Raw genomic sequence first — 26,446 nt, 5'->3', positions numbered from 1 at the left:
ACTCCGGTGCTGGCTCTTTTGCCTTTCAATTATGCATGGGAGTTCGTGCAGGGCGCTGTGATTTTGAGCCGCTGAGCACTGGTATCTTTTATGATTGTTAAGAGGGGCTTAGGTGTGAGGGCGGGATTTTTGTCAAATGAAGGCAAGATGAACTGCCCAACAAAAAAGCCGACCAAAGGGCCGGCTTCTTAGGTTTGTCAGGTTGGTGTCTGTCAGGCTCGGCCCATGAGGGCGGCGAGTTCGGCTTGATGGTCTTCTTCCATCTTGGTCATGAGGCCTGAGATCACCTGGCGGGCTTCATCTGGCTGACACAGTGGGTCTGAGATGAAGTTGGTTTTCAGGAGCTCTTCTGCTGTGCCACGGACATCGATTTCGAGCAGAGTGGAGAGGTTTACAAACTCAACATAGGCTGTTTCGCGACCTTTGCCAAAGTGGCCGGGTGTTCCTGCCAGTTGTGGATCGCTGGTTTCATGGAGTGCCTGATACTCGAGTGTTTCACCGTGACGTGCCATGTCGTTCAACTTGGAATGCATAGAATAGCTGAGGGCTGCCTGATCGCCGTTGTTCTTGGCGCCAAACAGGTTTTCAGCATGCTCGCCTGCGCGATAGGTCATCTGGCCAACGGCGAAGGTGTCCTGCTTTGCATTGGCACGGGGTTTTTCGCCCTCTTGCTGTGGAAGTGACAGGAGCGCTTCCGGTGCAGAATGAGATGGGGTGCCAATGGAAACTGGGTCTTTGCCGATTGCAGCAGCGCTGCCAAAGTCAACGATCTTGATCACCTGACTTTCTTTATCATAGAGCAGATTGCCGCCCTTGATGTCGCCGTGGCTGATGCCAGCTTTTGCCAGATGCTGTACGCCGCTGAGCACATCACGCATGATGAACTGCACGGTGCCCCAGTACTGGGAGTGGCTGAGTTTGTTGCTGGTGTACAAATTCTCTGCGGTGGTGAAGAGCTTGCCCGCTTCGCAGCCCTCCACGTATTCCAAGGCCAAGCCTTGTACGCCCTGAACTTCCACAATGCCCATGCTCTTGACCACATTGTCATGTGGCCCGACTTTGGCAATGTCGCTGTAAACCTTCGCCTCGCGCTGCAACGCTTCCCAACCGGCTTCCGTGCTGGCCACCTTGAATGCGAAGGACTTGCCGTCCTGCTTGATCAGATAGACGTCTCCGAAAGCACCTGCGCCCAGGCGTTTTGCGGATTGTTCCAGTGCGGTGCGGTCTGCCTCATAAGGGGCAGAGGAAGATGTTGGTGCTGAGGTTTGGGAACTGTCTGCGCTCGGTGGCTTTATCCGGTTTGCAAGCGTTTCAGTTGCGGCGGTGTCCAGAGGTTTTGCGTTGCTTGTTGTTGGCTGGGTTGAACTTTTTTGTACATCCGCGGTCACGCCGCGTGCTTCTAACTTCTCTGATTTTTCTGGAGCAGAGTTTCGTTGTGCACTTACGTCGTTCTGGAGTTGGCTCTGATCAACTGGAGTATGCTTGGGAGAGTTGACGGAATGCATGGGTGAGAAACCTTTACAGGCGAATAGACGTCGTGCTCCAGTCCGGTTGAACGGCTGGGGAGCTTTGGGTGGATTTCATTTCAGAAAGCCGTGCGCATACCTGCTCACGAATTTGCATCAGGTTGACCAGTGTGTTCTCCAGAGCAAGGTCATCTGTGAACTGTAAGGTTGCCTGTGCGTTGAGTTGCAGGTCGCCAGATTGAGACAGGCCGAGGAAGGCTCCACGCAAGAGTTCCACGTTCTGATTGAGTTCCAATGCCGCTTTCAGCGTGTTTTTATCTTCTGCAAGAAAGAGACTGGTACTAATGTAAACGAGATCGGAGCTTTCATTGAGTTCGACTGACCAGCGGCTACCATTTGCTTCCTCGATAAGGAATAGTCCATTATCAGGCTGGGTGGTCATACCCAGACGTCGTGCGAAAGCAGTTAGAAGCTGGTCGTAATGGGCTCGTCTCTCGTGCATGTTTTCGTTGTTTTCCCAAAGTGGTGCGCTGGTATCAACATTTACTCAGGAAGTCCCTCTGAAATCTGTGCCTTTTAGCACTAGCTCAAGTTTTGTGAATTTTCGTGATCGAAAAAACCGTGGCGGCAGTTGGGTAATGATGAACCAAATTCTTAGGGATAATGGGTAATAAATTTCACAAGACCTGTCGGATAGGGAATTGGAGAGCTTTATGCATGAGTTATTGACACCCTTGCAGATGAAGAAGGCAGATCGCCTGACAATTGAAGGTGGCTTTCCTGGCATTGAACTGATGCATAACGCGGGCAAAGCCGTGTTTGAGGTGATGCGCCAGATTCTGCATCCTTATTCCCGCGTTCTGGTGTTTTGCGGCCCCGGCAACAATGGGGGCGACGGCTTTGTTGTGGCGCAGCTGGCAGACAATGAGGGCTTTAATGTTTCTGTCGGGCTGGTGTGTGATCCGGAGACGCTGGAAGGCGATGCGGAGCTGGCCTATGACGAGATGGATCTTGACTTAACCTCAATGGATAACATGCGGGCGGCGCTGGAAGAGCTGGGCGAAGACGATGTGATTGTCGACGCCCTGTTCGGGGCAGGGTTGTCACGTCCGCTGGATGATGAGGTTCTGGATCTGGTTCAGCAGATCAACGAGAGCCCGGCGCAGTGTGTGGCTGTTGATCTTCCCTCCGGCGTGAGTGGCAAAAGCGGTGAGGTGCTCGGCGAGGCCGTTCATGCTGATATGACCATCACCTTCTTCCGCGCCAAGCCGGGGCATTATCTTTATCCGGGGCGAGCGCATTGCGGTGAGATTGTTGTTGAGCAGATTGGTCTGGACGATGAAGTGCTGGAGAAGGTCGGTCCCACGGCCTTTTATAATTGCGACAAGATCTGGGGCGACATTCCGGATCAGCCTGCTGTGGCTGGTCATAAATATAATAGGGGGCACACGGTTGTCGTTAGTGGGCCGAAATTCTCTACCGGTGCCAGCCGTCTGGCCGCGCTGGGCGCGCAGCGGGCGGGCAGTGGCCTTGTAACGGTTGTGGCGAGAGAGCAGGCAGCGCTTGTGCATGCGGCGCATCTGACGAGTGTAATGATCCGCCCCGCAGAGCGTATTGCTGATTTTGAGCGTATTTTGGAAGATGAGCGGCTCAACTCCGTGGTGATCGGGCCTGCTGCCGGCATTGGCCGGGAAACGCAAGAGCGTGTTGCGGAGTGCCTGTCTTCTGAGCGGGCTGTGGTGCTGGATGCAGATGCTCTGATGTCCTTTGAAGAAAAGCCGGAACATCTGTTTGAGTATATCGCGGAGAGTGAAAGCGCTGGGCGGGTTGTTCTGACACCTCACGAAGGGGAGTTCCGCCGGTTGTTCCCTGATCTTTATGATCCAACATCTACCTACTGCAAAGTGGAGCGAACCCAGAAGGCGGCCAAGCGGGCCGGTGCTGTCGTGGTGCTTAAAGGCGCAGATACCGTCATTGCTGATCCGGCAGGCAATGTCTCTATTAATGCCAGCGGTACACCGTGGCTTGCGACGGCGGGCTCTGGTGATGTGCTTGCAGGCGTGATTGCGGGATATCTGGCTCAGGGGCTCGGTGGTTATGAAGCGGCGGCCAAAGGTGTGTGGGTGCATGGGCGCGCCGCGGAGATTGCTGGGGCGGGGCTTATTGCTGAGGATCTGATCTCGCATATTCCGGATGTGATCACCGAGCTGGTTCAGTTTTTGGGAGACTTTTAGGGTCTCCCAGCCCAAGGGATAGGTTGTCTTTCTGAGATATCTGGTGGGAATCATCAATTTTTGTGATAATTAATCTGCAAAAGATGATGCGTATCATTTAGTGAAGCAAGCAATGCGATAGGCATGCGAGAAAGAGGTGGGTAATGCACGCGGAGCGTGTGGTTGTGCCTGCCTCCGGATGATTACGACGGATATTTACATGAGCAAGACGACACAGCACTCTGCAGCCCTACGCCAGATTATCGAGGCGCTGACACCGTTCAAAGACCATGATGCCAAGATGCAGGTCTCAACGGTTCTGACATTGCTCGAGATCGCGGCCCATCAGGAGGAGGGGGTGAAGATCCATCCTCTCAGCCTGCAAAAGAAGATTGGCTACCAGTCCGGCACCGCAACCCGAAACATCTATTACTGGTGTGAGGGGCATAAGGATGTGCGCGGCGGACATAACTATGCCCGTGTTGAGGCAGATAAGACGGATGGTCGCCGCCGGGAGCTGTATCTGACAGACAAAGGCGCGGCTTTTATGCAGCGTGTGCTGACGCCCCTTTGCGAATGATGGCTGTCAGCTGCTGAATGAATGCGTCAGGAGCTAAAAAAGAAAAACAGCGTGCGAGCTATCTCTTTCGCAGGAAATGGGTTTCAGGCCTGTGTGAAACAGGCAGGGCCCTATGAGAAATGAGCCCCAGATAGGCGTAATGCACAGTTTCATAGGTAGAAATGGCGTGGAAAACCGAGAACTGGGCATAAACAGCGCATTAGGTGGTTGACTTCTCTCGGGTTCCCATTTAGCTACCCCTCCAACGCGGCTGTGGCGAAATTGGTAGACGCACCAGATTTAGGTTCTGGCGGGAGACCGTGGGGGTTCGAGTCCCTCCAGCCGCACCATATCCCCGGTGATACGGTGCATAGATAAACGACCGTAGCTTATCGGAAACGGAAAAGTTGAGGGCGTTGTCGAAGTTCGGTTTATGCTCACCTTTTCGCCAGGCGGATAAGAGCTGAGGGGATCCCCCTTCAAGCGCAAACTCTTCCTTCGAAATTGGTGATTGTTTTCCGTACTGGGGCAAACCATTTTGGTTTGTCGTTACACGTCCTAAATCAAGGACGAAGCAAAGACCAATGCAGGTATCAGAAACCCTGGCCGAGGGCCTAAAGCGCGAACTCAAAGTCGTTATCCCGGCGACGGATCTGGCGACCCGCCTCGATGCATATCTGGACGACATGAAGTCCAAGGTTAACATCAACGGCTTCCGTCCGGGTAAAGTTCCAGTTTCTCACCTTAAGAAGATCCATGGCCGTCAGGCAATGGCTGAGCTGATCGGTAACCTGATCAACGAAACCACTGCTAAGACCATTGAAGAGCGCAAAGAAAAGCCAGCTCTTCAGCCAGAAATCGATCTTCCTGAAGACGATGCTGAAAAAGTTCTGGCAGGTGAAGCAGATCTCGCTTTCACCATGACTTACGAAGTTCTGCCTGAGTTTGAACTGGTAGATTTCGCAAAGATCGAACTTGAGCGCCCAATCGTTGAAATCGCTGAAGACGAAGTCGACGAGCAGGTTAAGCAGATCGCTGAATCCAACCGTCCATTTGAAGCGCGCGAAGAAGGCGCTGCTGCTGAAGACGGTGACCGTGTAACCATGCACTACCTTGGTAAGCTTGACGGCGAGCCATTCGACGGTGGTGAAGACGAAAACGGTCAGCTGGTTCTGGGTTCTGGTCAGTTCATCCCAGGCTTTGAAGAGCAGATCGTTGGCATGAAAATCGGTGACAAGAAAGTCATCGACGTGACCTTCCCTGAAGAATACGGCGCAGCAAACCTTGCTGGTCGCGCAGTAACCTTCGACATCGACGTTAAGGGCATTGAAGCTCCAGGCGAAGTTTCCATTGATGATGAAATGGCAACCAAGCTGGGTCTTGAGTCCCTGGACAAGCTGAAAGAAATCGTTCGCGGCCAGATCGAAAGCCAGTTCGGTGCAGCTACCCGTCAGAAAGTGAAGCGCGCTCTTCTCGACAAGCTGGACGAAGAGTACTCCTTCGAGCTGCCTGAAAAACTTCTGGAAACAGAATTTGAAGGCGTCTGGAAGCAGGTTGAAGCTGACATGCAGCAGTCTGGTAAGACCTTCGAAGACGAAGAAACTACTGAAGACGAAGCTAAAGCTGAATACCGCAAGATCTCTGAGCGTCGCGTACGCCTCGGTCTGGTTCTTTCTGAAGTTGGTGAGCAGAACAAAGTTCAGGTTACCGACGAAGAAGTTCAGAAAGCTCTGTTCGACCGCGTTCGTCAGTTCCCAGGTCAGGAACAGCAGGTGTTCGAATTCTACAAGAACAACGAACAGGCTCTCGCTTCCCTGCGTGCCCCAATCTACGAAGAGAAGGTTGTGGACTACATTCTGGAACTCGCGAAAGTTACCGACAAAGTCGTGTCCAAAGAAGAGCTGCTGGCTCAGGACGAAGACGAAGCTTAATTCTCGAATTTTTCCGAGAATTGCGGAGAGGGGGCCTTGTGCCCCCTTTTTCTTTTTTGAGATCTTGAAATTTGAGGTGGAAAGCCGAAATATCTAAAGCCGTCTTAAGTGCATAGGGCTAATGTGGCCTTTAAGCTCCCTTATAATTGGGATAAGACTATCAGGCCTTATGGAAACACTCCATAAACCTTGTGGCTTTACCTTTTGGCAAGTGCCTTTAAGACAAGGGCGACATCCCGTGGGTGGGCATGTTGCTTTTTTCGACATAAGTTTCTTGCAGGCTTGCCGGGATACCGGATAAGTTACCGAGCTTAATAAGCTTTCTGCATATTTAAAATGGATGACGCATGACCGATCCTGTTGAGTATTTTACGAACAGCCTGGTGCCGATGGTTGTAGAACAAACCAACCGGGGTGAGCGGGCCTATGACATCTTCTCAAGGTTGCTCAAGGAACGCATTATCTTCCTGACCGGTCCTGTGGAAGATACAATGGCGACGCTGGTCTGTTCCCAGTTGCTTTATCTGGAAGCGGAAAACCCGAACAAAGAGATTGCGCTTTATATCAATTCCCCGGGTGGCGTTGTCACTAGTGGTCTTGCTATTTATGACACTATGCAGTTTATCCGCCCGAAGATTTCAACTCTTTGTATCGGTCAGGCTGCAAGCATGGGTTCTTTGCTTCTGGCTGCTGGTGAAAAAGGTATGCGCTTTTCTCTGCCAAACAGCCGGGTAATGGTTCACCAGCCTTCCGGTGGTTTCCGCGGGCAGGCGGCAGACATTATGCTGCATGCACAGGAAATTCTGAAGCTGAAGCGTCGCCTCAATGAGATTTACGTTTCTCACACAGGTCAGACTCTTGAAGCTGTTGAAGAAGCGCTTGAGCGTGATAACTTTATGAGTGCAGATGCGGCGAAAGAGTTCGGTCTGATTGATAACGTTATTGAAAATCGCGAGAGCCTGAACGTTATCGAGCCAGCTTAAAGCCGGTTTTTAAAAGTAACTCGCGCGCAAGTTTTTTTAACAGGGAATGAACTTTGCGTGCGGGGCTTAAAGGAATGTTGATTATTGCGAGCCAAATATCGCATAAGAGAATGGCTATTAGTGATTTCCAAAGCTTCCCTCTGGAAGCGGAACACAAAACGCGATAAGTCAGTAGAACGTCGAGGCGAATATTTCGCTGTCGAGTTAAGAATTCTAACAGGGGCTGCGTCCCCTGAAACGATGCGGGGTTATATCTCATGAGCAAAGCCAGCGGCAGCGACAGCAAGAATACGCTTTACTGCTCGTTTTGCGGAAAAAGCCAGCATGAGGTCCGTAAGCTGATTGCGGGTCCGACCGTGTTCATCTGTGATGAATGCGTCGAACTCTGCATGGACATTATTCGCGAAGAAAACAAATCTTCGCTGGTGAAGTCTCGTGATGGGATCCCGACACCTCAGGAAATTCGTGGCGTTCTGGATGATTACGTGATTGGTCAGGGCCGAGCCAAAAAGGTTCTGTCCGTAGCGGTGCACAACCACTACAAGCGCCTGAATCACGCGTCCAAGAACAACGATGTTGAACTTGCAAAGTCCAACATCCTGCTGGTTGGTCCTACCGGGTGTGGTAAAACCCACCTGGCACAAACGCTCGCCCGAATTCTGGATGTTCCGTTTACAATGGCTGACGCAACCACGCTGACTGAAGCGGGTTACGTTGGTGAAGACGTTGAAAATATTATTCTGAAGCTTCTTCAGGCCGCTGACTACAATGTTGAGCGCGCACAGCGTGGTATTGTCTACATCGATGAGGTGGACAAGATTACGCGTAAAGCAGAGAACCCATCCATCACCCGCGATGTTTCCGGTGAAGGTGTTCAGCAGGCACTGCTGAAGATCATGGAAGGTACTGTTGCTTCTGTGCCTCCGCAGGGTGGTCGTAAGCACCCACAGCAGGAGTTCCTGCAGGTGGACACCACGAACATTCTGTTCATCTGTGGTGGTGCGTTTGCTGGTCTGGACAAGATCATTTCTGACCGTGGTCGTTCCACCTCTATCGGTTTTGCTGCGTCCGTCATGGCGCCGGAAGATCGTAAGACTGGTGAGCTGTTTGCGGAGCTGGAGCCGGAAGATCTGCTCAAGTTCGGTCTTATCCCGGAATTTGTTGGTCGCTTGCCTGTGATCGCAACTCTGGAAGACCTGGACGAAGATGCACTGGTTTCAATTCTGCGTGAGCCTAAGAACGCATTGGTTGCTCAGTATCAGCGTCTCTTCGAGATGGAAAATGTTGAGCTGACCTTCCACGAAGATGCTCTTAAGGCAATTGCCCGCAAGGCGATTGAACGTAAGACCGGTGCACGTGGTCTGCGCTCCATCCTTGAGGCGATCCTTCTGGAGACCATGTATGAGCTTCCTGGACTGAAGGGCGTCAAGGAAGTTGTTATTTCTGCTGAAGTCGTCGACGGCGAAGCACGTCCTTTGTACATCTATGAGGACCGTGCGGAGAATTCAGCCACCAGCGCATAAGCTAGGTGATTGAAGAGCCATTTGGCGTCGCTCGCAGGTGTTGAGTTTAATTTGGGCGGTAACTTGAGAAAAAAGTGCCGCCCATTTTTTGTCTCATGCGTCTAGCATGATGCGGTGAATGAGTGTTCTGCGTAAACGGCGGATCAGGCCAGAAAGGAAGGCATTCCGGCTTAAGGATGAGGATGGTCAGGCGGTGTTATACGCTCCTTCCAACAGGAAAAAAGCTTATAATATCAACAGATCGCTGAAAGACTTAAGAGGGGAGTGCTTGACACTTGGGGGCGGTGTCTCCACGTAATAGGTCTAGTTCGCAGCTTGGCGAGTTTGTTCGTGCCCGTTCCGGGGCGAGGAGGTTCGGCCTTTACAAAAATTCTTCGAATGGCCTTGTGGTCCGAGTTGATTTTTATGTTGCGCTTTTTCGTGGCTTTCGTTGGAAAGCCGCATTTTGAAAGGAATAGAGATGGCTGACAATGAAATGCGCCCGGTAGAAGAAACGGAAAGCTCGGTATTTCCAGTTCTCCCACTGCGCAACATCGTCGTATTCCCTCATATGATCGTGCCGCTGTTTGTAGGGCGCGAGAAATCGATCCGTGCTCTGGAAGAGGTCATGAACTCTGACAAGCAGATCCTGCTTGCCACCCAGATGAACGAGGCGGATGACGATCCGGATACTGACCAGATTTATAAGGTCGGTACTCTTGCAACAGTTTTGCAGCTGCTGAAGCTGCCTGATAATACCGTAAAGGTTTTGGTTGAAGGTGGTGCACGTGCCGAAATCGGCGGGTTCACCGATCGCGAAGACCTTTATGAAGCGGAAGCTGTCATTCTCGATGAGACTGGTGGTGACGAGGTTGAGGTTGAAGCGCTTGGCCGTTCAGTGATTTCCGAGTTTGAAAACTACGTGAAGCTGAACAAAAAAGTGTCTCCTGAGGTTCTCGGCGCCGTCAACCAGATTGACGACTTCTCGAAACTTGCTGACACCATTGCATCCCACCTTGCAGTGAAGATCCAGGACAAGCAGGAGCTGCTTGGCACTGTGGCGGTCACAGAGCGCCTTGAGAAGGTGCTGGGCATGATGGAGAGCGAAATCTCCGTTCTGCAGGTGGAAAAGCGCATCCGCTCCCGCGTGAAGCGCCAGATGGAGAAAACCCAGCGCGAGTACTATCTGAATGAGCAGATGAAGGCCATTCAGAAAGAGCTTGGCGATGGTGAAGACGGCCGCGACGAACTTGCTGAGCTGGAAGAGCGCGTTGAAAAGACGAAGCTGTCCAAGGAAGCTCGCGAGAAGGCGAATGCTGAGCTGAAGAAGCTGAAGCAGATGAGCCCAATGTCTGCGGAAGCAACCGTTGTTCGCAACTACCTTGACTGGCTGATCGGCATTCCTTGGGGCAAGAAGTCCAAAGTGAAGCACGACCTGACGCTGGCTGAGAAGGTGCTGGACACCGATCACTACGGCCTTGAGAAGGTCAAGGAGCGTATTGTCGAGTATCTGGCAGTGCAGAAGCGCGCGAACAAGCTGCGCGGTCCTATCCTGTGTCTCGTTGGCCCTCCAGGCGTTGGTAAAACCTCTCTGGGTAAATCCATTGCGAAAGCAACTGGTCGCGAATTCGTGCGTATGTCCCTTGGCGGCGTACGTGATGAGGCTGAGATCCGCGGTCACCGCCGCACTTACATTGGCTCCATGCCGGGTAAGGTGATCCAGTCCATGAAGAAAGCGAAGAAGTCCAACCCGCTCTTCCTGCTCGACGAGATCGACAAGATGGGCATGGATTTCCGTGGTGATCCATCTTCCGCTCTGCTTGAGGTTCTTGACCCAGAGCAGAACGGCAGCTTCATGGATCACTACCTTGAAGTGGAATACGATCTGTCTGACGTCATGTTCGTGACCACCGCCAATACGCTGAACATTCCTGGCCCTCTGATGGACCGTATGGAAATCATCCGTATTGCTGGTTACACCGAAGACGAGAAGATCGAGATCTGCCGTCGCCACTTGCTGCCTAAGGCTGTGAAGAACCACGGTCTGAAGGATGGTGAGTTTGAAGTGTCTGATGGCGCTTTGCAGAAGACCATTCGTCTTTACACCCGTGAAGCCGGTGTGCGTAACCTTGAGCGTGAGATGAACACTCTGGCGCGTAAGGCTGTGAAAGACATTCTGACCTCTGACAAGAAGTCCATTTCTGTTGATGAGGACATTGTTGAGGAATACCTCGGTGTTCCACGCTTCCGCTTCGGTCAGGTTGAAGACGAAGATCAGGTTGGTGTTGTCACCGGTCTGGCATGGACCGAGGTTGGCGGTGAGCTGCTGACCATTGAAGGTGTCATGATGCCAGGTAAGGGCAAGATGACCGTAACCGGCAACCTGCGTGATGTGATGAAAGAGTCCATCTCCGCAGCTGCGTCTTACGTTCGTTCCCGTTCTGAAGACTTCGGCATTGAGCCACCACTGTTCGACAAGCGTGAGCTGCATGTTCACGTGCCGGAAGGGGCTACTCCTAAGGATGGTCCATCCGCTGGTATCGCCATGGCGACCACTGTCATTTCTGTGATGACAGGTATTCCGGTTCGTCGTGATGTGGCGATGACAGGCGAGATCACGCTGCGTGGTCGCGTGCTGCCGATCGGAGGTCTGAAAGAGAAGCTTCTGGCGGCTCTTCGTGGCGGCATTAAGAAGGTTCTGATCCCTGCGGACAACGCGAAGGATCTAGCTGACATTCCTGACAATGTGAAGAATGAATTGGAAATTATTCCAGTCGCTCGCATGGACGAAGTCCTTGAACATGCTCTTGTTCGTATGCCTGAGGCCATCGAATGGAGCGAAGAGGAAGATAAGTCCAGCTCAGAAGCATTGGTCAAAGATGACAAGGGTTCAGGGGTCGTTGCCCACTAAACCAGAGCGTCAGGTTGTGGATACAAAAGCCTCGGACAAGTTCCGAGGCTTTTTTTGGTTGATACTACACAGGAAATGGCCGTTTTCTGCGGTTTGCGGCTTGATTTGAACGCATTTTCGCACGAATGTCCGATTCAGGAGTGCAGCGCGAATCTAAAGCATTCCCCACGTTATTTTAGAAAGGGACTGTCATGAACAAGAATGATCTGATCGGGGCCGTTGCAGAAAAAACTGGCTTGACCAAAGCACAGGCAGGCGAAGCAGTAGAAGCATCTTTCGAGGCAATCACTGAAACCCTGAAGAGCGGCGATGAAGTTCGGATCATCGGATTTGGCAACTTTTCCGTTTCCGCTCGTGCGGCAACTGAAGGCCGTAATCCACGCACAGGCGAAACCATTCAGATTCCGGCTTCCAAGACGCCGAAATTTAAAGCTGGTAAAGGCCTGAAGGACGCGGTCAACGCCTAATTGGGCTTGTTCGTTTTGGGTTGAAAAGTCCCTGTTGCTCATTGGAGCGGCAGGGGCTTTTTTTATGCGCGAATTTCAGGTGGGCTTCCGATTTTTGGCTGTGCAGACAAGCCTTTGTTTAATCAGGTAATTCACAGGATCGGTGACTGGCTCAAGTTTTTTGCTGGTAATGTCGTTTTTTTCAATTTCAGGACTTGCCAAGGGTAGGGAGGGCGGCTAAATAGCTCCCCACGCCACACGGCGTACCACCCTAGCGGGGGCGATTAGCTCAGTTGGTAGAGCGCTTCGTTTACACCGAAGATGTCGGGAGTTCGAGTCTCTCATCGCCCACCATTCTCTTTAAGGAATGTTCAACGCGCCTGGATGGGCGATTAGCTCAGTTGGTAGAGCGCTTCGTTTACACCGAAGATGTCGGGAGTTCGAGTCTCTCATCGCCCACCATTCCTCTTTCAAGAGGATGCCAAGTCTCCCGGAGATCCGCGGAGGCTTTTTTGTTGTCTGACCTCCCGAAAATTATCGAGGGCTGCTCCATTAAGCTTAAGGGCGCCTTACGGCTCTTGGTTTCTCAACGCTGTAGGGAAGGGGACTAATCTGAGCAAAAACCAAAGGATGATCTCAGGATCTTCTGGCTAAGCTTCTGGTAGTGGTTTGTGGAGTTTGGTCCCAGAACGTGTTTTTGAATTTTGCTTTTCAAAGCGGTTTTGGGTTGGAGTGCGCGTTTTCACTGGTTGATCTCGATCAATCCACCGTCACGTGTACTTGAGCTGTTATTGATCGGCTAAGTGTGTCGTAGATAACACCAGTTCGAGCCGAGATGGTTTTTAACTCCGTATAGCAAACAAGTATAACTACGTGGAGGCATGCGCCGTATGAGTGGTTCAAGTCATAAGCATCCCATCTGTCCGCCACTTGTGTGGCATACCTTGGTCACCATCATTCTGGCTGGCATCGTTGCTGATGTGAGCTGGGAGATCTGGGCGCGTTATATTACGCCGTTCTGGGTTGGTGGTCCTCTTCAGCCAGCTGCGCTTGTGCAGTCTGTGTTCGGCTTCAGAAACCTGTTCTGGGCTGAGGTCATTCACGCCGTTGTTGGCGTTGTCTTCTATCCACTGGGTTACGTTTATATTGCCCGTCCGCTGGCGCGCGTGATCATTCCGCCGCTGCCATGGTGGATTGTTGGTCTTTGCTACGGTGTTGGTCTTTGGGTGTTCGCGCTTTACATCATGGCGCACATCTTTGCTGGCCTGCCACCGTTCCTCGGCTTTATCCAGCTGACATGGGCTTCCTTGGTTGGTCACATGCTCTTCGGCTTCATGACCGCTCTGGTGGTCCGCTACCGTCACGGTTGGTGATTGGCTGATACGTGATTAAGTTCACTGCAAAAGAAAAGGCGGAGCACTGTGCTCCGCCTTTTTTGTGTGTAGGTTCTGATGATCTTTTAGAAGGTCAGATCCTGAGCTGATTTTGAAGAGATCTGGAACACGCCTTTGCGGTTTTCAATCGCGTCTTTGATTGGCTGGCTGCTGTAGAACACCAGACGCAGACCGCTGACAGTGTCTTCGCCGAACACTTCCAGACTGTGATAGTCGGTGCAATTGTCAGAGAGTTGGCGCAGGGCTTCTGGTTGGGCTGGCTTTGCCAGTGCTTCTTTCAGCAGTTCACCGCTGTTGTTGAGGTAGGTGATGCGGCAGGTTTTGTCTTCAGATGCGGTCATGTTCTCATAGTGAGAGAGAACAGGGTAGGCCTCCAGAAGCTTGCCCATGATTGCTGCGCGTGGTGCTGGGTTCTTGAAGCTGACTTCGCGCTGCAGGCCGTAGATTTTCTCGTCCTGTGTCAGAACACTGACGGTTTCGGTCAGAGAGTCTTTTTCAAGCGAGCAGGCGGTCTTCGTTTCTTCTACTACACAGTCTTTGTAGCCAACCTTCTCCAGTAGGCCTTTTACGTCATGCTCAAAGCGTTCCACTGTCAGACCGTGGATGGCTGGCAGGTTAGCAGGGTCGAGTGCCATGCGTTTGGAGGTGGTCGCTGTGACCTTTGTTTCGTTCTTCGCTGGTGCATTTGCTGTCACAGCGATGATCTGCGTGTTGTTGGTGACGTTGGATGCAGCAGCTGGAACTGTGATGTTGACCAGGCGTGTTGGCAGACCCGGTGTTGGAACCACAGATGATACTGGTGTTGGTGCAAGGGAGCCGCCTTGTGCAGGGGCTGCTGTTGCGACTGGAACAACGACTGTGTTGACAGCGGGAGCAGGCACGGTTGCTGAAACAGGGGCTGCTGGTGCGGCCTGTTGTGGTGAAGTCAGTTCATACAGCTTGGCAATCTGACTGTTGTTGAGCTTTCCGCTGGCTGGTGCGCCGATTGAAATCTGGAACTGGCGGATTGCGTTGCGTGTGCGGCGACCGGAAACGCCGTCCGGTGTGCCGGCATCAAAGCCGAGCATGTTCAGGCGTGCCTGCACGTCCTGAGTTTCAGCTGAATAGTTGCTTCTTTTTCGTGTGGCTTTGCGCTGTGCTGGCTGTGCTTGATTTGCATTGTTCTTTTTGGCACCATTTACAATCGCGCTGCCGATGATGCCTGCGCCGAGGCCGAAGATGAAATCTTCAGAGCCTGCGCGAGCAGATGTGGCGCTGATTGCTAAAGAGAGGCAGAGAGCTGAAGTAAGCTTTGTCGTTTTGCGCATATTTTTGCCTTGCACGTATCAATAAACTTAAAGAAGCGGAGAGAAAGAACTCGCTGCCGTACATTTATCTCAAACTATAATAAATTGTAAGTTGAATATTTGAATGAAATCGCGCTTGGGTTGAATGATGGCCGCGCTAAACCGTCGCCTTCGCGAATCTCCCAACTCAATATTTGGTTTGGGAGATTTGCGCTTTAAAGCATGTTCGGCGGCTGGGGACAAATCCAGAGCTGATTGTAGGGCTTGCTTTGCTGGTGCTACTTCACGCCCCAGATGGAGAGTTTGACTTGTTGGTTTTCACCGATGAGGGCGACGACGAAGTTGGCGTCGTAGTTTCGGATAGGGTGAAACTCAGCGATAGAGACGTCGTAGTATTTGCCGTTGATACGACCTGAGGCGTCTTTGTCATAGGTGGTTCCTGCGTGATCCCATAAGTGGACTTCCATGCGCTGTTTGCCTCGGTTCTTTGGGTTGCGTTTGCAGAACGTATCAAAGCCCAGGTGGCTGCTGACCAGATAGTTGCCATTGCCGATGACTTCGACAGCGACTTCCTTCGCTACACCGCCGCTGCCCTGAAACTCACGATCTGCTCCGCGACGCAGGAGTTGGGTGCCGTCTGTTCCTATGTCCCATTCGATGAGCTTTCCGCGTCCGTGGGGTTCTTTGTGTATTGTCTGTCCCAGGCATCTGTGTCCAGTCTTGAACTCACTGGGGCCTTCGCTTGTGGTGAGGGTGATCCATCGGCCATTAGGGCTGCCGTCTGCAGCTGTGATAGTGGCTTTCTGTATTGCTCCTGCCACCCAAGTAGGGCCGCGCTCGATTACTGTTGCGTCCTGGCGCTTGCGCAAGCGTGTTATTCTCAACTTCCCATCGCTGTCTCGAAAAGCGAGCAGGTTTGCAGTTCCATCGCTCAGGGCAAGTTGATCTGCATTGCCCGCAAACTCATAAATACCACGGCGGTGGAGTGCTTTTTCGGTGGGAATGTCTTCCGCCTGCTTCAGCTTGAAGGCTTGTGCAAATAGTGTTCCGTTTTTGCGTTGAGCGACGACCATAGCTGCTGAACCGGAGCTTGCAGAGGTTACCTCTGTAACTTCCGGGCCGGAGCGAAAACCGCGATATGTGATGGTCCCGTTACCAGTTATTTTCCAGAGCATCACTCTGAGTTTGTTATCTCCATCGATAATCGGTGTGATGAAGTGTGTGTCGTCGATTTTCGCGATGGAGACACTGCGGGCTTTGCTGCGTTCTACGAGGTCTACTGGAGTTGCGACATCAGATTGCCAGGTGGAGATGACAAGGTTGTTTGCTGAATCTGAGGCGACGAGAATGTAACCTGGATGTCCGTTGGCATCATAACTTTCGGCCACAATTTCATTGGCGAGGAATGGGAAGGAGTATGATGTTGCGATGTATGAGACGTCAGGTTTGAACTCTTTTAGCTTATACAACTTTTCAGAAAGGGCCGGGGTGATGCACAGGCAGTAGGCGGCCAGCAGAGCCAGCGCTTTTATTCTCATCATATTGGAGCTCCCGAAGGGTCATAAATGCAGGTGGGCAGAAATGAATTCCGGGAGTTACTTTAACTGTGCATGCAGCAGGAATAATCTCTCGGTTGTGGGGAGGTACTCCTGACAGGGCGCGGGCTGTTTGTGTTGGCCGCCGGAGAATGGGGCCAACACAAGACTTCGTAGAAAAGGACAGTACTCAGAACTTCAGTTCATCTGCGGCTTCTGATTTGGTCTGAAAGATGCCGGTTTGCTTTTCCTCTGCGAGCTGGATCGGATAGCCGTCGTAAAGCACGATGCTCATGGATTTGAGATTGCGGCTGCCTTCCAGCTCAATGGCGTAGAAGTTCCGGCAATTCTCGGTCAGTGTCAGGAGCGTTTCTGGATCGGATGGATTGGCTTCAGCTGTGGCGAGCAGGCTGTTGGCATCTCCGGTGTAGCGTTCGAGACAACTTTTCGAGGTTGAGGTTGCCATCTTCTTAAAGCGGGTGAGGTTGGGATAGGCTTCTGCAAGCTTGGTCAGCACAGCTGAGCGTGGGGCAGCTGTTTTGAAGCTGACATTCCGGGAGATGCCGTAGATGACTTTCCCGACTTTGACGACGCTGACTGTTTCCTCCAGGTTCTTGGAGGTTTTTTCGCAGATTGTGAGGCCGGTGGTTTCAACGCATTCCTCATAGCCTTCTGTTTTCAGCAGATCGGCTGTTCTGTCACTGCGCATGCCAGTGACCATCCCGTAGATGTTGGGTGGGTTTTTCGAGTCTAGCGCAAGTTTGCTCTCTTTGGGAAGTCTGGCGGTTGCCTTTTCAGCTTCCGTGTATCCGCCCGGATTGGACTGGGGCAGGGGCGGTTTAACCAGGGAGGGCTGTGCCTGATCGATCTGCGTCTTGGGGCGACGTACCTTTATGGTGCGGGCGTAAAGTGCTTCCAGCTGAGAAGAGGTGAGGTGCCCGGTGGCCACATAACCAAGAGAGTGCTGGAACTTGCCGATGGCGCGCAGGGTGCGTTTGCCGGCGACACCATCGGGGAAGCCGGCGTTGTATCCAAGCAGGTTGAGACGATACTGGACGTCTTTGAGCTGAATGCGGCTGAGCGCGACTGTTTGCTGGCTTGGGATGCGCGGAACGCTGTGTGGTGGCTGCGGCTGTGCGTTCACCACTTGCGAGGGTTGCTGCTCGCTGGTGGCATGATCGATGATCGTCTTTCCGATGGCGCCTACGCCAAGGCCGATGATGAAGTCCCCAGTGTCTGCCTGTGCAAGTGATGGTGCTACGACAGCTGTTGTTGCTACGAGAGCAAGCGTTTTGAAAAATGTGCCCATAAAACCGGTCCTTAAAATGAATTGGACTGTCGACTTTTTTGTTTTTTGGCTGTGATGATCGCGAAAAGTGTATCGCGGAAGCCGCCCCAGACTAAGTAGAATTACGAGATTTGACTTTTTTGAGGCGGTTTTCGAAATTTCATGGACGGCAAAAAAGATTTTTTTCGAAGTCAGGCGAAATATCCTTGAGTCCAGAAGGGGATAAAATGCCTATTTCGCGGCCTTGTTTTCCACATCTGAGGGCTTTCAGAGGCCAATTTTCACAGTGAAAACAGGTTATTCAGGAAAAACTCGCAAACTGCATCCAACGGTGCTTGACTTGGACCCGCCCCCGCCGTACATCAGCGCCACCAACAACGACACAACGTTGCTGACCCAAGCGGGTGTAGCTCAGTTGGTTAGAGTGCCGGCCTGTCACGCCGGAGGTCGCGGGTTCGAGCCCCGTCACTCGCGCCACTTTTCTTCGGAGGGTGGTGCTACGGTAACAAGGTGTTGTTGAAGGTAGTTTGGATTGAGCGGGTGTAGCTCAGTTGGTTAGAGTGCCGGCCTGTCACGCCGGAGGTCGCGGGTTCGAGCCCCGTCACTCGCGCCACTTCCTTTTGGGAGAGGTGTTCAGTCCGAGCGTTAAGTTATAGCTGCGGGTGTAGCTCAGTTGGTTAGAGTGCCGGCCTGTCACGCCGGAGGTCGCGGGTTCGAGCCCCGTCACTCGCGCCACTTCTCTTTGAGAAGTTGCTGCTATAACGACCATATAAATGAGAGTTGCGGGTGTAGCTCAGTTGGTTAGAGTGCCGGCCTGTCACGCCGGAGGTCGCGGGTTCGAGCCCCGTCACTCGCGCCACTTTCATTTACTACGAAAAGCACGGTGATCGCTTTGAATAGCGCGCCGTGCTTTCGTGTATCTAGGCTCAGCTTCCAATGATCTTTCCTTTATTTCCCTATTGTTTTTAATTATTGTAATTTAAGGGTATTTTGCTGTCTTACATTTAGGGCAGGGGAGCTGCGTTGCTTTGCGGATTTAGCTAAAAATTTTTCTAAGGCAGGTGTTTAAAATGAAGACCGGTGTCACTACCTCATGGGTATTGAAGGGCGACTCTTCAATTGAGACATTTTGACTATTTACGTGGAACTACGCAGGAAATTGTGCCTGTTTTAGTGTTTAATTTTAAGCCTTGAGTAGTTTTCCCAAGCAATTGTTAGAAATCGTCATTTTTCTATTTTAATATGAGTATTTTACTCATAATATATATCTCTAGGTTTTTAGCGGTTTTTTTGTGCCCGCCTTACGAGAATGTGATCTTCTCGTGGCGTAAGGCACTCTTTCCTACCCGATTTACTCCGTTGTAAGGTCTTGCGCAGATTGTGGGGCTAAGCTAATCGTGCGTTGCGGTGCGACTAGATACACCGGATCCTAGGGTGTCCTTCCTATCCTTACGCCCTACTTTCTGCAGTGTGTGCAGTGCACCAAGAGTTTTATTGGTCGCATGACCTGTTACGTCCAGGGACGGATATTCAAATGGAAGACCTCCTCAGGGAGTACATCCCGATTGTCGTCTTTATCGGTGTTGCCCTCGTTATTGGCCTCGCGCTTCTCATCGCCCCGTTCATTGTTGCTTTCAAGAACCCGGATTCTGAAAAGCTCTCTGCTTACGAGTGTGGTTTCAACGCCTTTGATGACGCGCGTATGAAATTCGACATCCGGTTTTATCTGGTATCGATCCTCTTCATCATCTTTGACCTCGAAGTTGCTTTCCTCTTCCCTTGGGCTGTTGCCTTTGGTGATCTGGGCTGGTTCGGCTTCGTCTCCATGATGATCTTCCTGGGCGTGCTCACGATTGGGTTCATCTATGAATGGAAGAAGGGAGCGCTGGAATGGGATTGATCTCTGACGGCTCCAAGCCTCTTGTCTCTCAAGCTCCAAAAGGGATCATCGATCCCAACACAGGTCGCCCGGTGGGCGAGAATGATCCATTCTTCATGAATGTGAACAACGAGCTTTCTGACAAAGGCTTTCTGGTTACTTCCAGTGAAAGCCTGATTCAGTGGGCACGTACCGGTTCTCTCATGTGGATGACGTTTGGTCTTGCCTGTTGTGCAGTGGAAATGATGCAAATGTCGATGCCGCGTTATGACGCAGAGCGTTTCGGCTTTGCTCCTCGTGGCTCCCCACGTCAGTCTGACGTGATGATTGTTGCAGGTACACTGACCAACAAGATGGCACCTGCGCTGCGCAAGGTTTATGACCAGATGCCAGAGCCTCGCTATGTGATTTCCATGGGATCCTGCGCGAACGGCGGCGGTTACTACCACTATTCCTATTCTGTTGTGCGCGGTTGTGACCGGGTTGTTCCGGTTGACATCTATGTGCCGGGTTGTCCTCCAACTGCTGAAGCGCTGCTTTACGGTGTGCTGCTGCTGCAGAAAAAGATCCGTCGCACGGGTACGATCGAAAGATGATTTACAGGTCGTGCGCTGATGGGTGCACGGCCTTATCGACATTGCTGGCAAGGGTTTCCCTGCCGTTTGTGAGATGTCCAACCTATAGGAAACAAGGTAATGGACGAGACGCTTAGCGAACTCGGTGAATTTATCGAGCTAACGCTTGGAGACAAAGTTGAGAGCTGGTCGGTTGCTTATGGCGATCTCACTCTTAATGTGTCCCATGACCAGATTATCAATGTTCTGCGTTTCCTGCGCGATGACGCGCGGTGCGGTTTTATAGCATTGGTTGATATTTGCGGTGTGGACTGGCCGGCTCGGGAAAAACGTTTTGACGTTGTGTACCACCTGCTTTCCCCTGTTCAGAACCTGCGCATCCGCGTGAAGGTTCAGACAGACGAAACCACTCCGGTTCCGTCTGTGATTTCCATTTTCAAGGGCGCTGAATGGTTTGAACGTGAAGCCTACGACATGTACGGCATTCTGTTCACCGGTAACCCTGATCTGCGGCGCTTGCTGACCGACTACGGTTTTGACGGTTTCCCGCTTCGCAAGGATTTTCCTCTGACAGGTTATGTAGAGGTTCGTTACGACGACACCAAGAAGCGTGTTGTTTATGAGCCTGTGCAGCTTACTCAGGAATTCCGTAGTTTTGATTTCCTCTCACCATGGGAAGGCACTGACTACGTGCTTCCTGGTGATGAAAAAGCATCGAACTGAGGCACGGGTAGAGAATGGCTGAGGCTCAGGTACGAAACTTTAATATTAACTTTGGTCCGCAGCACCCTGCGGCGCACGGTGTGCTTCGTCTGGTTCTTGAACTGGACGGTGAGGTGGTCACTCGCGTTGACCCGCATATCGGTCTGCTGCACCGGGGTACTGAAAAGCTGATCGAGCACAAGACCTATCTTCAGGCTGTGCCTTACTTCGATCGTCTGGACTATGTGGCACCGATGAACCAGGAGCATGCGTATGCTCTTGCTGTTGAGCGCCTGCTGGGCATTGAAGTGCCTAAGCGCGGTCAGCTGATCCGTGTGCTTTATTCCGAAATCGGACGTCTGCTGTCACACTTGCTGAACGTGACCACACAGGCGATGGACGTTGGTGCGTTGACACCGCCACTGTGGGGCTTTGAGCCTCGCGAAGAACTCATGGGTTTCTATGAGCGTGGTTGTGGTGCGCGTATGCACGCGGCTTATGTGCGTCCGGGTGGTGTTCACCAGGATCTGCCACAGGATCTGCTCGATGATATGTGGAACTGGTGTGATCCGTTCCTCAAAACTCTCGACGACATTGAAGGTCTTCTGACCGATAACCGTATCTTCAAGCAGCGTAACGTTGATATCGGCGTTGTTGATCTTGATGAAGCCTGGGCAATGGGCTTCTCCGGTGTGATGGTTCGTGGTTCCGGCGCAAAATGGGATTTGCGTAAGTCGCAGCCTTATGAGTGCTACGATGAAATGGAATTCGACATCGCAATCGGCAAGAACGGCGATTGTTATGACCGTTACCTGATCCGCATGTTCGAGATGCACCAGTCTGTGCGTATCATGAAGCAGTGTCTGGAGATGCTGGGTAAGGAAACAGGTCCTGTTTCTTCTACTGATGGTAAGGTGGTTCCTCCGAAGCGCGGAGAAATGAAGCGCTCCATGGAAGCTCTGATCCACCACTTCAAGCTTTACACCGAAGGCTATAAAGTTCCTGAGGGCGAGATTTATGCAGCCGTTGAGGCGCCAAAAGGCGAATTCGGCGTGTATCTCGTTTCTGATGGAACCAACAAGCCTTACCGCTGCAAGATCAAGGCTCCTGGCTTTGCTCACCTGCAGGCGTTGGATTACCTGTGCCGCGGCCATATGTTGGCTGACGTTGCCGCTGTCATCGGTTCCATCGATATCGTATTTGGGGAGATTGACCGGTAATGTCAGTGCGTCGTCTTCATCACGAACAGCCAGAGTCTTTTGAGTTCTCTCCAGAAAACCTGGAGTGGGCGAAAAAGGTCATCGAGCGTTACCCGGAAGGACGTCAGGCTTCTGCTGTCGTGCCTATTCTGTGGCGCGCTCAGGAACAGGTTGGTTGGGTGACCGAGCCAGCGATCCGCGTGATCTCTGAAATGCTCGATATGCCTCGCATCCGTGTTCTGGAAGTGGCAACCTTCTACACCATGTTCCAGCTGCAGCCGGTCGGCAAAAAAGCACACATTCAGGTGTGTGGCACGACCCCATGTCAGCTGCGTGGTTCTGAAGAGCTTATCAAAGTTTGCAAAAGCAAGATTTCTGAGACACCTCACACACTTTCCGAAGATGGAAACTTCTCCTGGGAAGAGGTTGAGTGCCTTGGTGCTTGTGTGAATGCGCCGATGGTGCAGATCTTCAAGGATTTCTATGAGGATCTGGACGTTGAGAAGTTCGAGAAGCTTCTTGATGACATCGCAGGCGGAAAGCCGGTTCTGCCGGGCCCTCAGGGTGTTGATCGCATCTTTGCGGCGCCAGAGGGTGGTCCAACTACATTGCTGAATATTGAAGACACCACAAAAGGTGCTCCTCAGGAAGCGGTGATTGTTGACGGTTCCGATGCTGCGTCCAAACACCATGCAGGTGCTGCTCTGAATACTGGCGGTGCTGGTTACACGGGTGTTCCTCGCCCAGCTGAAGCTGGCGTTGCGGAGTTCGTTGAGCGCCACCGCAAGGCTCAGGAAGCCAAAGCGAAAGGTGAGGGGTAAGCGATGCTGAACGATTCCGATCGTATCTTCACCAATATCTATGGTCTGCATGATTGGGGGCTCGAAGGAGCCCGTCAGCGCGGATCATGGTCTGGTACCAAAGAAATCATTGAAAAAGGTCGTGACTGGATCATCGACGAAATGAAGACCTCCGGTCTTCGTGGTCGTGGTGGTGCGGGCTTCCCAACCGGTCTGAAGTGGTCCTTCATGCCGAAGGAAAGCGATGGTCGTCCGGCCTATCTCGTGGTCAACGCGGATGAGTCCGAGCCGGGCACCTGTAAAGACCGTGAAATCATGCGTCACGATCCTCACCATCTGGTTGAGGGTTGTCTGCTTGCTGGTTTCGCGATGGGTGCTATTGCGGCTTACATCTACGTACGCGGTGAGTTCATTCGTGAGCGTGAACGCCTGCAGGCTGCGATTGATCAGGCTTATGATGCTGGCCTGATCGGCAAGAACAACAAGAACGGCTACGACTTTGATATCTACGTGCACCACGGTGCAGGGGCTTATATCTGCGGTGAGGAAACTGCACTGCTGGAAAGCCTTGAAGGTAAAAAAGGTCAGCCGCGTCTGAAGCCTCCGTTTCCTGCGAACATGGGTATCTACGGCTGCCCAACCACAGTGAACAACGTGGAATCCATTGCTGTTGCGCCGACTATTCTGAAGCGCGGTGGTGCATGGTTCTCCGGCATTGGTCGTGAAAACAACGCTGGTACCAAGCTGTTCTGTGTTTCCGGACACGTGAACAAGCCTTGTACCGTTGAAGAAGCGATGGGCATTTCCTTCAAGGAGCTGATTGAAAAGCACTGCGGTGGTATCCGCGGCGGCTGGGACAATCTGCTGGCGGTTATTCCGGGTGGTTCTTCTGTTCCTTGTGTGAAGGGCGAAGACATCCGTGATGCGAAGATGGACTTTGACGGTCTGCGTGAAGTTGGCTCCTCGCTGGGTACAGCTGCCGTGATCGTGATGGACAACTCCACCGACATCATCAAAGCGATTGCCCGTCTGTCCTACTTCTACAAGCACGAAAGCTGCGGTCAGTGTACGCCGTGCCGTGAAGGTACGGGCTGGATGTGGCGCGTGATGGAGCGGATGGTCAAGGGCGAGAGCTCTTACGACGAAATTGACATGCTGTTCAAAGTTACCAAGCAGGTGGAAGGTCATACGATCTGCGCGCTGGGTGATGCGGCTGCATGGCCTATTCAGGGTTTGATCAAAAACTTCCGCCCTGTGATTGAAGACCGGATCGACCAGTACGTTGCCAAGCACCGTACACCGACCGACAAAATCGCTGCGGAGTAGGGGATGAAGATCAGAAACGAGAAAAAACGCCTCGATGTAAATGTAAGCGACCTTTCAGGTTCCGTGTTTGATGATTGTGTCCTGTCTGGATGCCGATTTAACAACGTGAACATGTCTGGTGGCCGCATCAACGACGTTAATCTCTCGGGCTGGTCTATCCATGATGCAAATCTCTCGGGTTGGTCAGTCGAGAAAGTTAACTTTTCTGGACTGATCCTTGAAAATGCCAATCTGGCTGGCGCTCAACTTAACAGCTGCCGGCTAGAGGGCATGACCATCGATGGAATTGAAGTGACTGAGCTACTTGAGGCTTACCGAGCCCAGGAAGCTAAGGGTGAGGATGCCAACGCATGACTAAGCTTGTCGTCGACGGCAAAGAAATTGAAGTTCCTGCGGAATATACCGTTATGCAGGCCTGTGAAGAGGCCGGTGCGGAAATTCCTAGGTTCTGTTTTCATGACCGGCTCTCCGTAGCCGGCAACTGCCGCATGTGCCTTGTGGAAGTTAAAGGCGGACCGCCAAAGCCGGTTGCCTCTTGCGCAATGGGCGTGCGCGATCTGCGTCCGGGACCAGAAGGCCAGCCACCAGAGATCTTTACTAAGTCTCCAATGGTGAAAAAGGCGCGTGAAGGTGTGATGGAGTTTCTCCTGATCAACCACCCGCTGGACTGCCCTATCTGTGACCAAGGCGGTGAGTGTGATCTTCAGGATCAGGCCATGGCTTACGGTGTAGATAGTTCGCGCTTTGCTGAAAACAAGCGCGCAGTTGAAAATAAATACATCGGTCCGCTTGTTAAGACGATCATGACACGCTGCATTCACTGCACCCGTTGTGTTCGCTTCACGACCGAAGTTGCCGGTGTTTCCGAACTGGGCCTGATTGGCCGTGGTGAAGACGCCGAGATTACCACTTATCTTGAAGAAGCGCTTTCCTCCGAGCTGCAGGGCAACGTGATTGACCTTTGCCCGGTTGGTGCTCTGACTTCCCGCCCTTACGAGTTTAACGCTCGTCCATGGGAACTGGTGAAGACAGAGAGCGTCGACGTGATGGACGCACTTGGCTCCGCTATCCGTGTTGATACACGCGGTAAAGAAGTCATGCGCATCATGCCTCGCCTCAACGAAGAGGTGAACGAGGAATGGATCTCTGACAAAACCCGTTTCATCTGGGATGGTCTGAAGACACAGCGTCTGGATCGCCCATATGCGAAGCAGAACGGTAAGCTGGCTCCAGCGAGCTGGACTGATGCTCTGAACGCGGTTGCAGAGAAGGTAAAAGCGGCAGGCGGTGCTAAGACTGCTGCAATCGCTGGTGACCTTGCCTCTGTTGAAGACATGTTTGCGCTGAAGGCTCTCATGGAGAGCATTGGCTCTGCAAACATGGACTGCCGTCAGGATGGCGCTCAGCTTGATCCATCTCTCGGCCGTACAACATATCTGTTTAACTCTTCCGTTGAAGGTATTGAAGACGCTGATGTAATTCTTCTCGTGGGTGCGAACCCGCGTGTTGAAGCTCCAGTTCTTAATGCCCGCATCCGTAAGGTTTGGCGTCACGGCGGTGCGAAGATTGGCTTTGTCGGCCAGCCTGCAGATCTGACCTATGACGTAGACTATCTTGGCGCTGGTCCAGACACTCTGGCAGACATTGCTTCTGGCAAGAATGCATTTGCAGAGGTTCTGAAGGGTGCGAAGAAGCCAATGATCATCGTTGGTGAAGGCGCAATCGCTCGTGAAGACGGCGCTGCTGTTCTTTCTACTGCTGCAAAGCTGGCTGAGAGCATTGGTGCTGTGAGCGATGAGTGGAACGGCTTTAACGTTCTGCACACTGCTGCAAGCCGCGTTGGTGGTCTGGATATCGGATTTGTTCCGGGTGAGGGCGGTCTGGATGCTGGTGGCATTCAGGATGCAGCTGCCAAGGGCGACGTTGATGTTGTGTTCCTGCTTGGTGCAGACGAACTGGATATGTCTTCCTTCGGTGATGCGTTCGTTGTTTACATCGGTACTCACGGTGACCGCGGTGCTCACCGCGCTGACGTCATTCTGCCAGGTGCTGCTTACACCGAGAAGCCAGGTACCTACGTGAACCTGGAAGGCCGTGTACAGCTGGCTAACCGCGCTGCATTCCCTCCAGGTGATGCACGAGAGGACTGGGCGATCATTCGTGCGCTTTCCGGTGCACTTGGTAAGCCGCTTGCCTTCAACAGCTTTGCGCAGCTGCGCGGTGCACTTGTTGAAGCTGTTCCTCACATGGCGAACGTAAATTGCATTGCAACCGGTGTGGCTTCGGATGTTTCCAAGCTTGCTGTACGCGGTGGTGACATGAGTGGTGCCGGTTTTGCGCAGGCATTCAGTGATTTTTATCTAACCAACCCGATTGCCCGAGCTTCAGCGGTGATGGCCGAGTGTTCTGCACTTGCCATGCAGCGCCGAGCTGAGGCGGCGGAATAAGGGG

The 26,446-nt window shown here is 52.3% G+C and carries 21 protein-coding genes and 7 tRNA genes; 23 read left to right on the top strand and 5 right to left on the bottom strand.

Features of this window, described 5'->3' with window-relative positions; genetic code table 11:
- Nucleotides 1-212 precede the first annotated feature (212 nt).
- Complete coding sequence (locus PSE_RS16845) at nucleotides 213-1,505, bottom strand: protein kinase (RefSeq protein WP_014285961.1); 1,293 nt, start codon at nucleotides 1,503-1,505, stop codon at nucleotides 213-215.
- Nucleotides 1,506-1,518: 13 nt separating this feature from the next.
- Nucleotides 1,519-1,968: a type III secretion system chaperone gene (locus tag PSE_RS16840; RefSeq protein WP_083793192.1), complete on the bottom strand. Its 450-nt coding sequence runs from the start codon at nucleotides 1,966-1,968 to the stop codon at nucleotides 1,519-1,521.
- A gap of 211 nt (nucleotides 1,969-2,179) precedes the next feature.
- On the opposite strand from PSE_RS16840, the gene PSE_RS16835 reads away from it, so the two are divergent.
- The 11 genes from PSE_RS16835 (at nucleotide 2,180) to PSE_RS16785 (ending at nucleotide 13,384) form a co-directional block, all read left to right on the top strand.
- Nucleotides 2,180-3,700, top strand: a complete 1,521-nt coding sequence (locus PSE_RS16835; RefSeq protein ID WP_041768635.1) for an NAD(P)H-hydrate dehydratase — start codon at nucleotides 2,180-2,182, stop codon at nucleotides 3,698-3,700.
- Between the two features lie 199 nt (nucleotides 3,701-3,899).
- On the top strand, nucleotides 3,900-4,259 hold the full coding sequence (locus PSE_RS16830) for a hypothetical protein (protein WP_208609004.1): 360 nt from the start codon (nucleotides 3,900-3,902) through the stop codon (nucleotides 4,257-4,259).
- Between the two features lie 246 nt (nucleotides 4,260-4,505).
- Nucleotides 4,506-4,588, top strand: a tRNA-Leu gene (locus PSE_RS16825).
- Nucleotides 4,589-4,822: 234 nt separating this feature from the next.
- Complete coding sequence (gene tig / locus PSE_RS16820) at nucleotides 4,823-6,169, top strand: trigger factor (RefSeq protein WP_014285959.1); 1,347 nt, start codon at nucleotides 4,823-4,825, stop codon at nucleotides 6,167-6,169.
- 347 nt (nucleotides 6,170-6,516) lie between these two features.
- Nucleotides 6,517-7,152, top strand: a complete 636-nt coding sequence (clpP, locus tag PSE_RS16815; protein WP_008547009.1) for an ATP-dependent Clp endopeptidase proteolytic subunit ClpP — start codon at nucleotides 6,517-6,519, stop codon at nucleotides 7,150-7,152.
- A gap of 257 nt (nucleotides 7,153-7,409) precedes the next feature.
- On the top strand, nucleotides 7,410-8,675 hold the full coding sequence (gene clpX, locus PSE_RS16810) for an ATP-dependent Clp protease ATP-binding subunit ClpX (RefSeq protein ID WP_008547232.1): 1,266 nt from the start codon (nucleotides 7,410-7,412) through the stop codon (nucleotides 8,673-8,675).
- Nucleotides 8,676-9,135: 460 nt separating this feature from the next.
- Nucleotides 9,136-11,565: an endopeptidase La gene (gene lon, locus PSE_RS16805; RefSeq protein WP_008547296.1), complete on the top strand. Its 2,430-nt coding sequence runs from the start codon at nucleotides 9,136-9,138 to the stop codon at nucleotides 11,563-11,565.
- Between the two features lie 191 nt (nucleotides 11,566-11,756).
- Entirely contained in the window at nucleotides 11,757-12,032 is a 276-nt protein-coding gene (locus tag PSE_RS16800; protein WP_008546789.1) for an HU family DNA-binding protein, read from the top strand.
- 257 nt (nucleotides 12,033-12,289) lie between these two features.
- Nucleotides 12,290-12,365 (top strand) — tRNA-Val (locus PSE_RS16795).
- A gap of 32 nt (nucleotides 12,366-12,397) precedes the next feature.
- Nucleotides 12,398-12,473: transfer RNA gene (locus PSE_RS16790), tRNA-Val, on the top strand.
- Nucleotides 12,474-12,901: 428 nt separating this feature from the next.
- Entirely contained in the window at nucleotides 12,902-13,384 is a 483-nt protein-coding gene (locus PSE_RS16785) for a hypothetical protein (protein WP_051125930.1), read from the top strand.
- A gap of 86 nt (nucleotides 13,385-13,470) precedes the next feature.
- Here the strand turns inward: PSE_RS16785 and PSE_RS16780 are convergent, their stop codons facing one another.
- From PSE_RS16780 to PSE_RS16770, 3 genes are all read right to left on the bottom strand, one after another.
- Nucleotides 13,471-14,712 carry a peptidoglycan-binding protein gene (locus tag PSE_RS16780; RefSeq protein ID WP_041768634.1) on the bottom strand — a complete coding sequence of 414 codons (1,242 nt, stop codon included), beginning with the start codon at nucleotides 14,710-14,712 and terminating at the stop codon, nucleotides 13,471-13,473.
- Nucleotides 14,713-14,969: 257 nt separating this feature from the next.
- On the bottom strand, nucleotides 14,970-16,232 hold the full coding sequence (locus tag PSE_RS16775; protein ID WP_014285954.1) for a hypothetical protein: 1,263 nt from the start codon (nucleotides 16,230-16,232) through the stop codon (nucleotides 14,970-14,972).
- Nucleotides 16,233-16,416: 184 nt separating this feature from the next.
- The gene (locus tag PSE_RS16770; RefSeq protein ID WP_014285953.1) at nucleotides 16,417-17,535 is read right to left on the bottom strand and encodes a peptidoglycan-binding protein; all 1,119 of its coding nucleotides are present in this window, start codon (nucleotides 17,533-17,535) and stop codon (nucleotides 16,417-16,419) included.
- Nucleotides 17,536-17,914: 379 nt separating this feature from the next.
- Here PSE_RS16770 and PSE_RS16765 point away from each other — a divergent pair.
- From PSE_RS16765 to nuoG, 12 genes are all read left to right on the top strand, one after another.
- Nucleotides 17,915-17,991 (top strand) — tRNA-Asp (locus PSE_RS16765).
- Between the two features lie 59 nt (nucleotides 17,992-18,050).
- Nucleotides 18,051-18,127, top strand: a tRNA-Asp gene (locus tag PSE_RS16760).
- A 45-nt stretch (nucleotides 18,128-18,172) separates the two neighbouring features.
- Nucleotides 18,173-18,249, top strand: a tRNA-Asp gene (locus PSE_RS16755).
- A 47-nt stretch (nucleotides 18,250-18,296) separates the two neighbouring features.
- Nucleotides 18,297-18,373 (top strand) — tRNA-Asp (locus tag PSE_RS16750).
- A 675-nt stretch (nucleotides 18,374-19,048) separates the two neighbouring features.
- Complete coding sequence (locus PSE_RS16745; protein WP_008547103.1) at nucleotides 19,049-19,414, top strand: NADH-quinone oxidoreductase subunit A; 366 nt, start codon at nucleotides 19,049-19,051, stop codon at nucleotides 19,412-19,414.
- Nucleotides 19,405-19,989, top strand: coding sequence for an NADH-quinone oxidoreductase subunit B family protein (locus PSE_RS16740; RefSeq protein WP_008546978.1), 585 nt, complete (start codon nucleotides 19,405-19,407; stop codon nucleotides 19,987-19,989). The genes PSE_RS16745 and PSE_RS16740 overlap by 10 nt, the downstream gene beginning before the upstream one ends.
- Nucleotides 19,990-20,088: 99 nt before the next feature.
- Nucleotides 20,089-20,691, top strand: a complete 603-nt coding sequence (locus PSE_RS16735; protein WP_008546747.1) for an NADH-quinone oxidoreductase subunit C — start codon at nucleotides 20,089-20,091, stop codon at nucleotides 20,689-20,691.
- 14 nt (nucleotides 20,692-20,705) lie between these two features.
- Nucleotides 20,706-21,890 (top strand): NADH-quinone oxidoreductase subunit D, encoded by a 1,185-nt coding sequence (locus PSE_RS16730; protein ID WP_041768633.1) that lies wholly within the window; start codon nucleotides 20,706-20,708, stop codon nucleotides 21,888-21,890.
- Nucleotides 21,890-22,690 carry an NADH-quinone oxidoreductase subunit NuoE gene (nuoE, locus tag PSE_RS16725; protein WP_014285951.1) on the top strand — a complete coding sequence of 267 codons (801 nt, stop codon included), beginning with the start codon at nucleotides 21,890-21,892 and terminating at the stop codon, nucleotides 22,688-22,690. The genes PSE_RS16730 and nuoE overlap by 1 nt, the downstream gene beginning before the upstream one ends.
- A gap of 3 nt (nucleotides 22,691-22,693) precedes the next feature.
- On the top strand, nucleotides 22,694-23,995 hold the full coding sequence (gene nuoF / locus PSE_RS16720) for an NADH-quinone oxidoreductase subunit NuoF (protein WP_008546776.1): 1,302 nt from the start codon (nucleotides 22,694-22,696) through the stop codon (nucleotides 23,993-23,995).
- A gap of 3 nt (nucleotides 23,996-23,998) precedes the next feature.
- Nucleotides 23,999-24,349, top strand: coding sequence for a pentapeptide repeat-containing protein (locus tag PSE_RS16715; RefSeq protein ID WP_008546530.1), 351 nt, complete (start codon nucleotides 23,999-24,001; stop codon nucleotides 24,347-24,349).
- Nucleotides 24,346-26,442 carry an NADH-quinone oxidoreductase subunit NuoG gene (nuoG, locus tag PSE_RS16710; RefSeq protein ID WP_014285950.1) on the top strand — a complete coding sequence of 699 codons (2,097 nt, stop codon included), beginning with the start codon at nucleotides 24,346-24,348 and terminating at the stop codon, nucleotides 26,440-26,442. Before PSE_RS16715 ends, nuoG begins: the two co-directional genes overlap by 4 nt.
- The last annotated feature ends 4 nt before the right edge of the window (nucleotides 26,443-26,446 follow it).

It is taken from the genome of Pseudovibrio sp. FO-BEG1, assembly GCF_000236645.1.
GTDB lineage: Bacteria > Pseudomonadota > Alphaproteobacteria > Rhizobiales > Stappiaceae > Pseudovibrio.
Note: the sequence above shows the minus strand (reverse complement) of the source record. Positions and strands in the feature narration are given on the sequence as shown.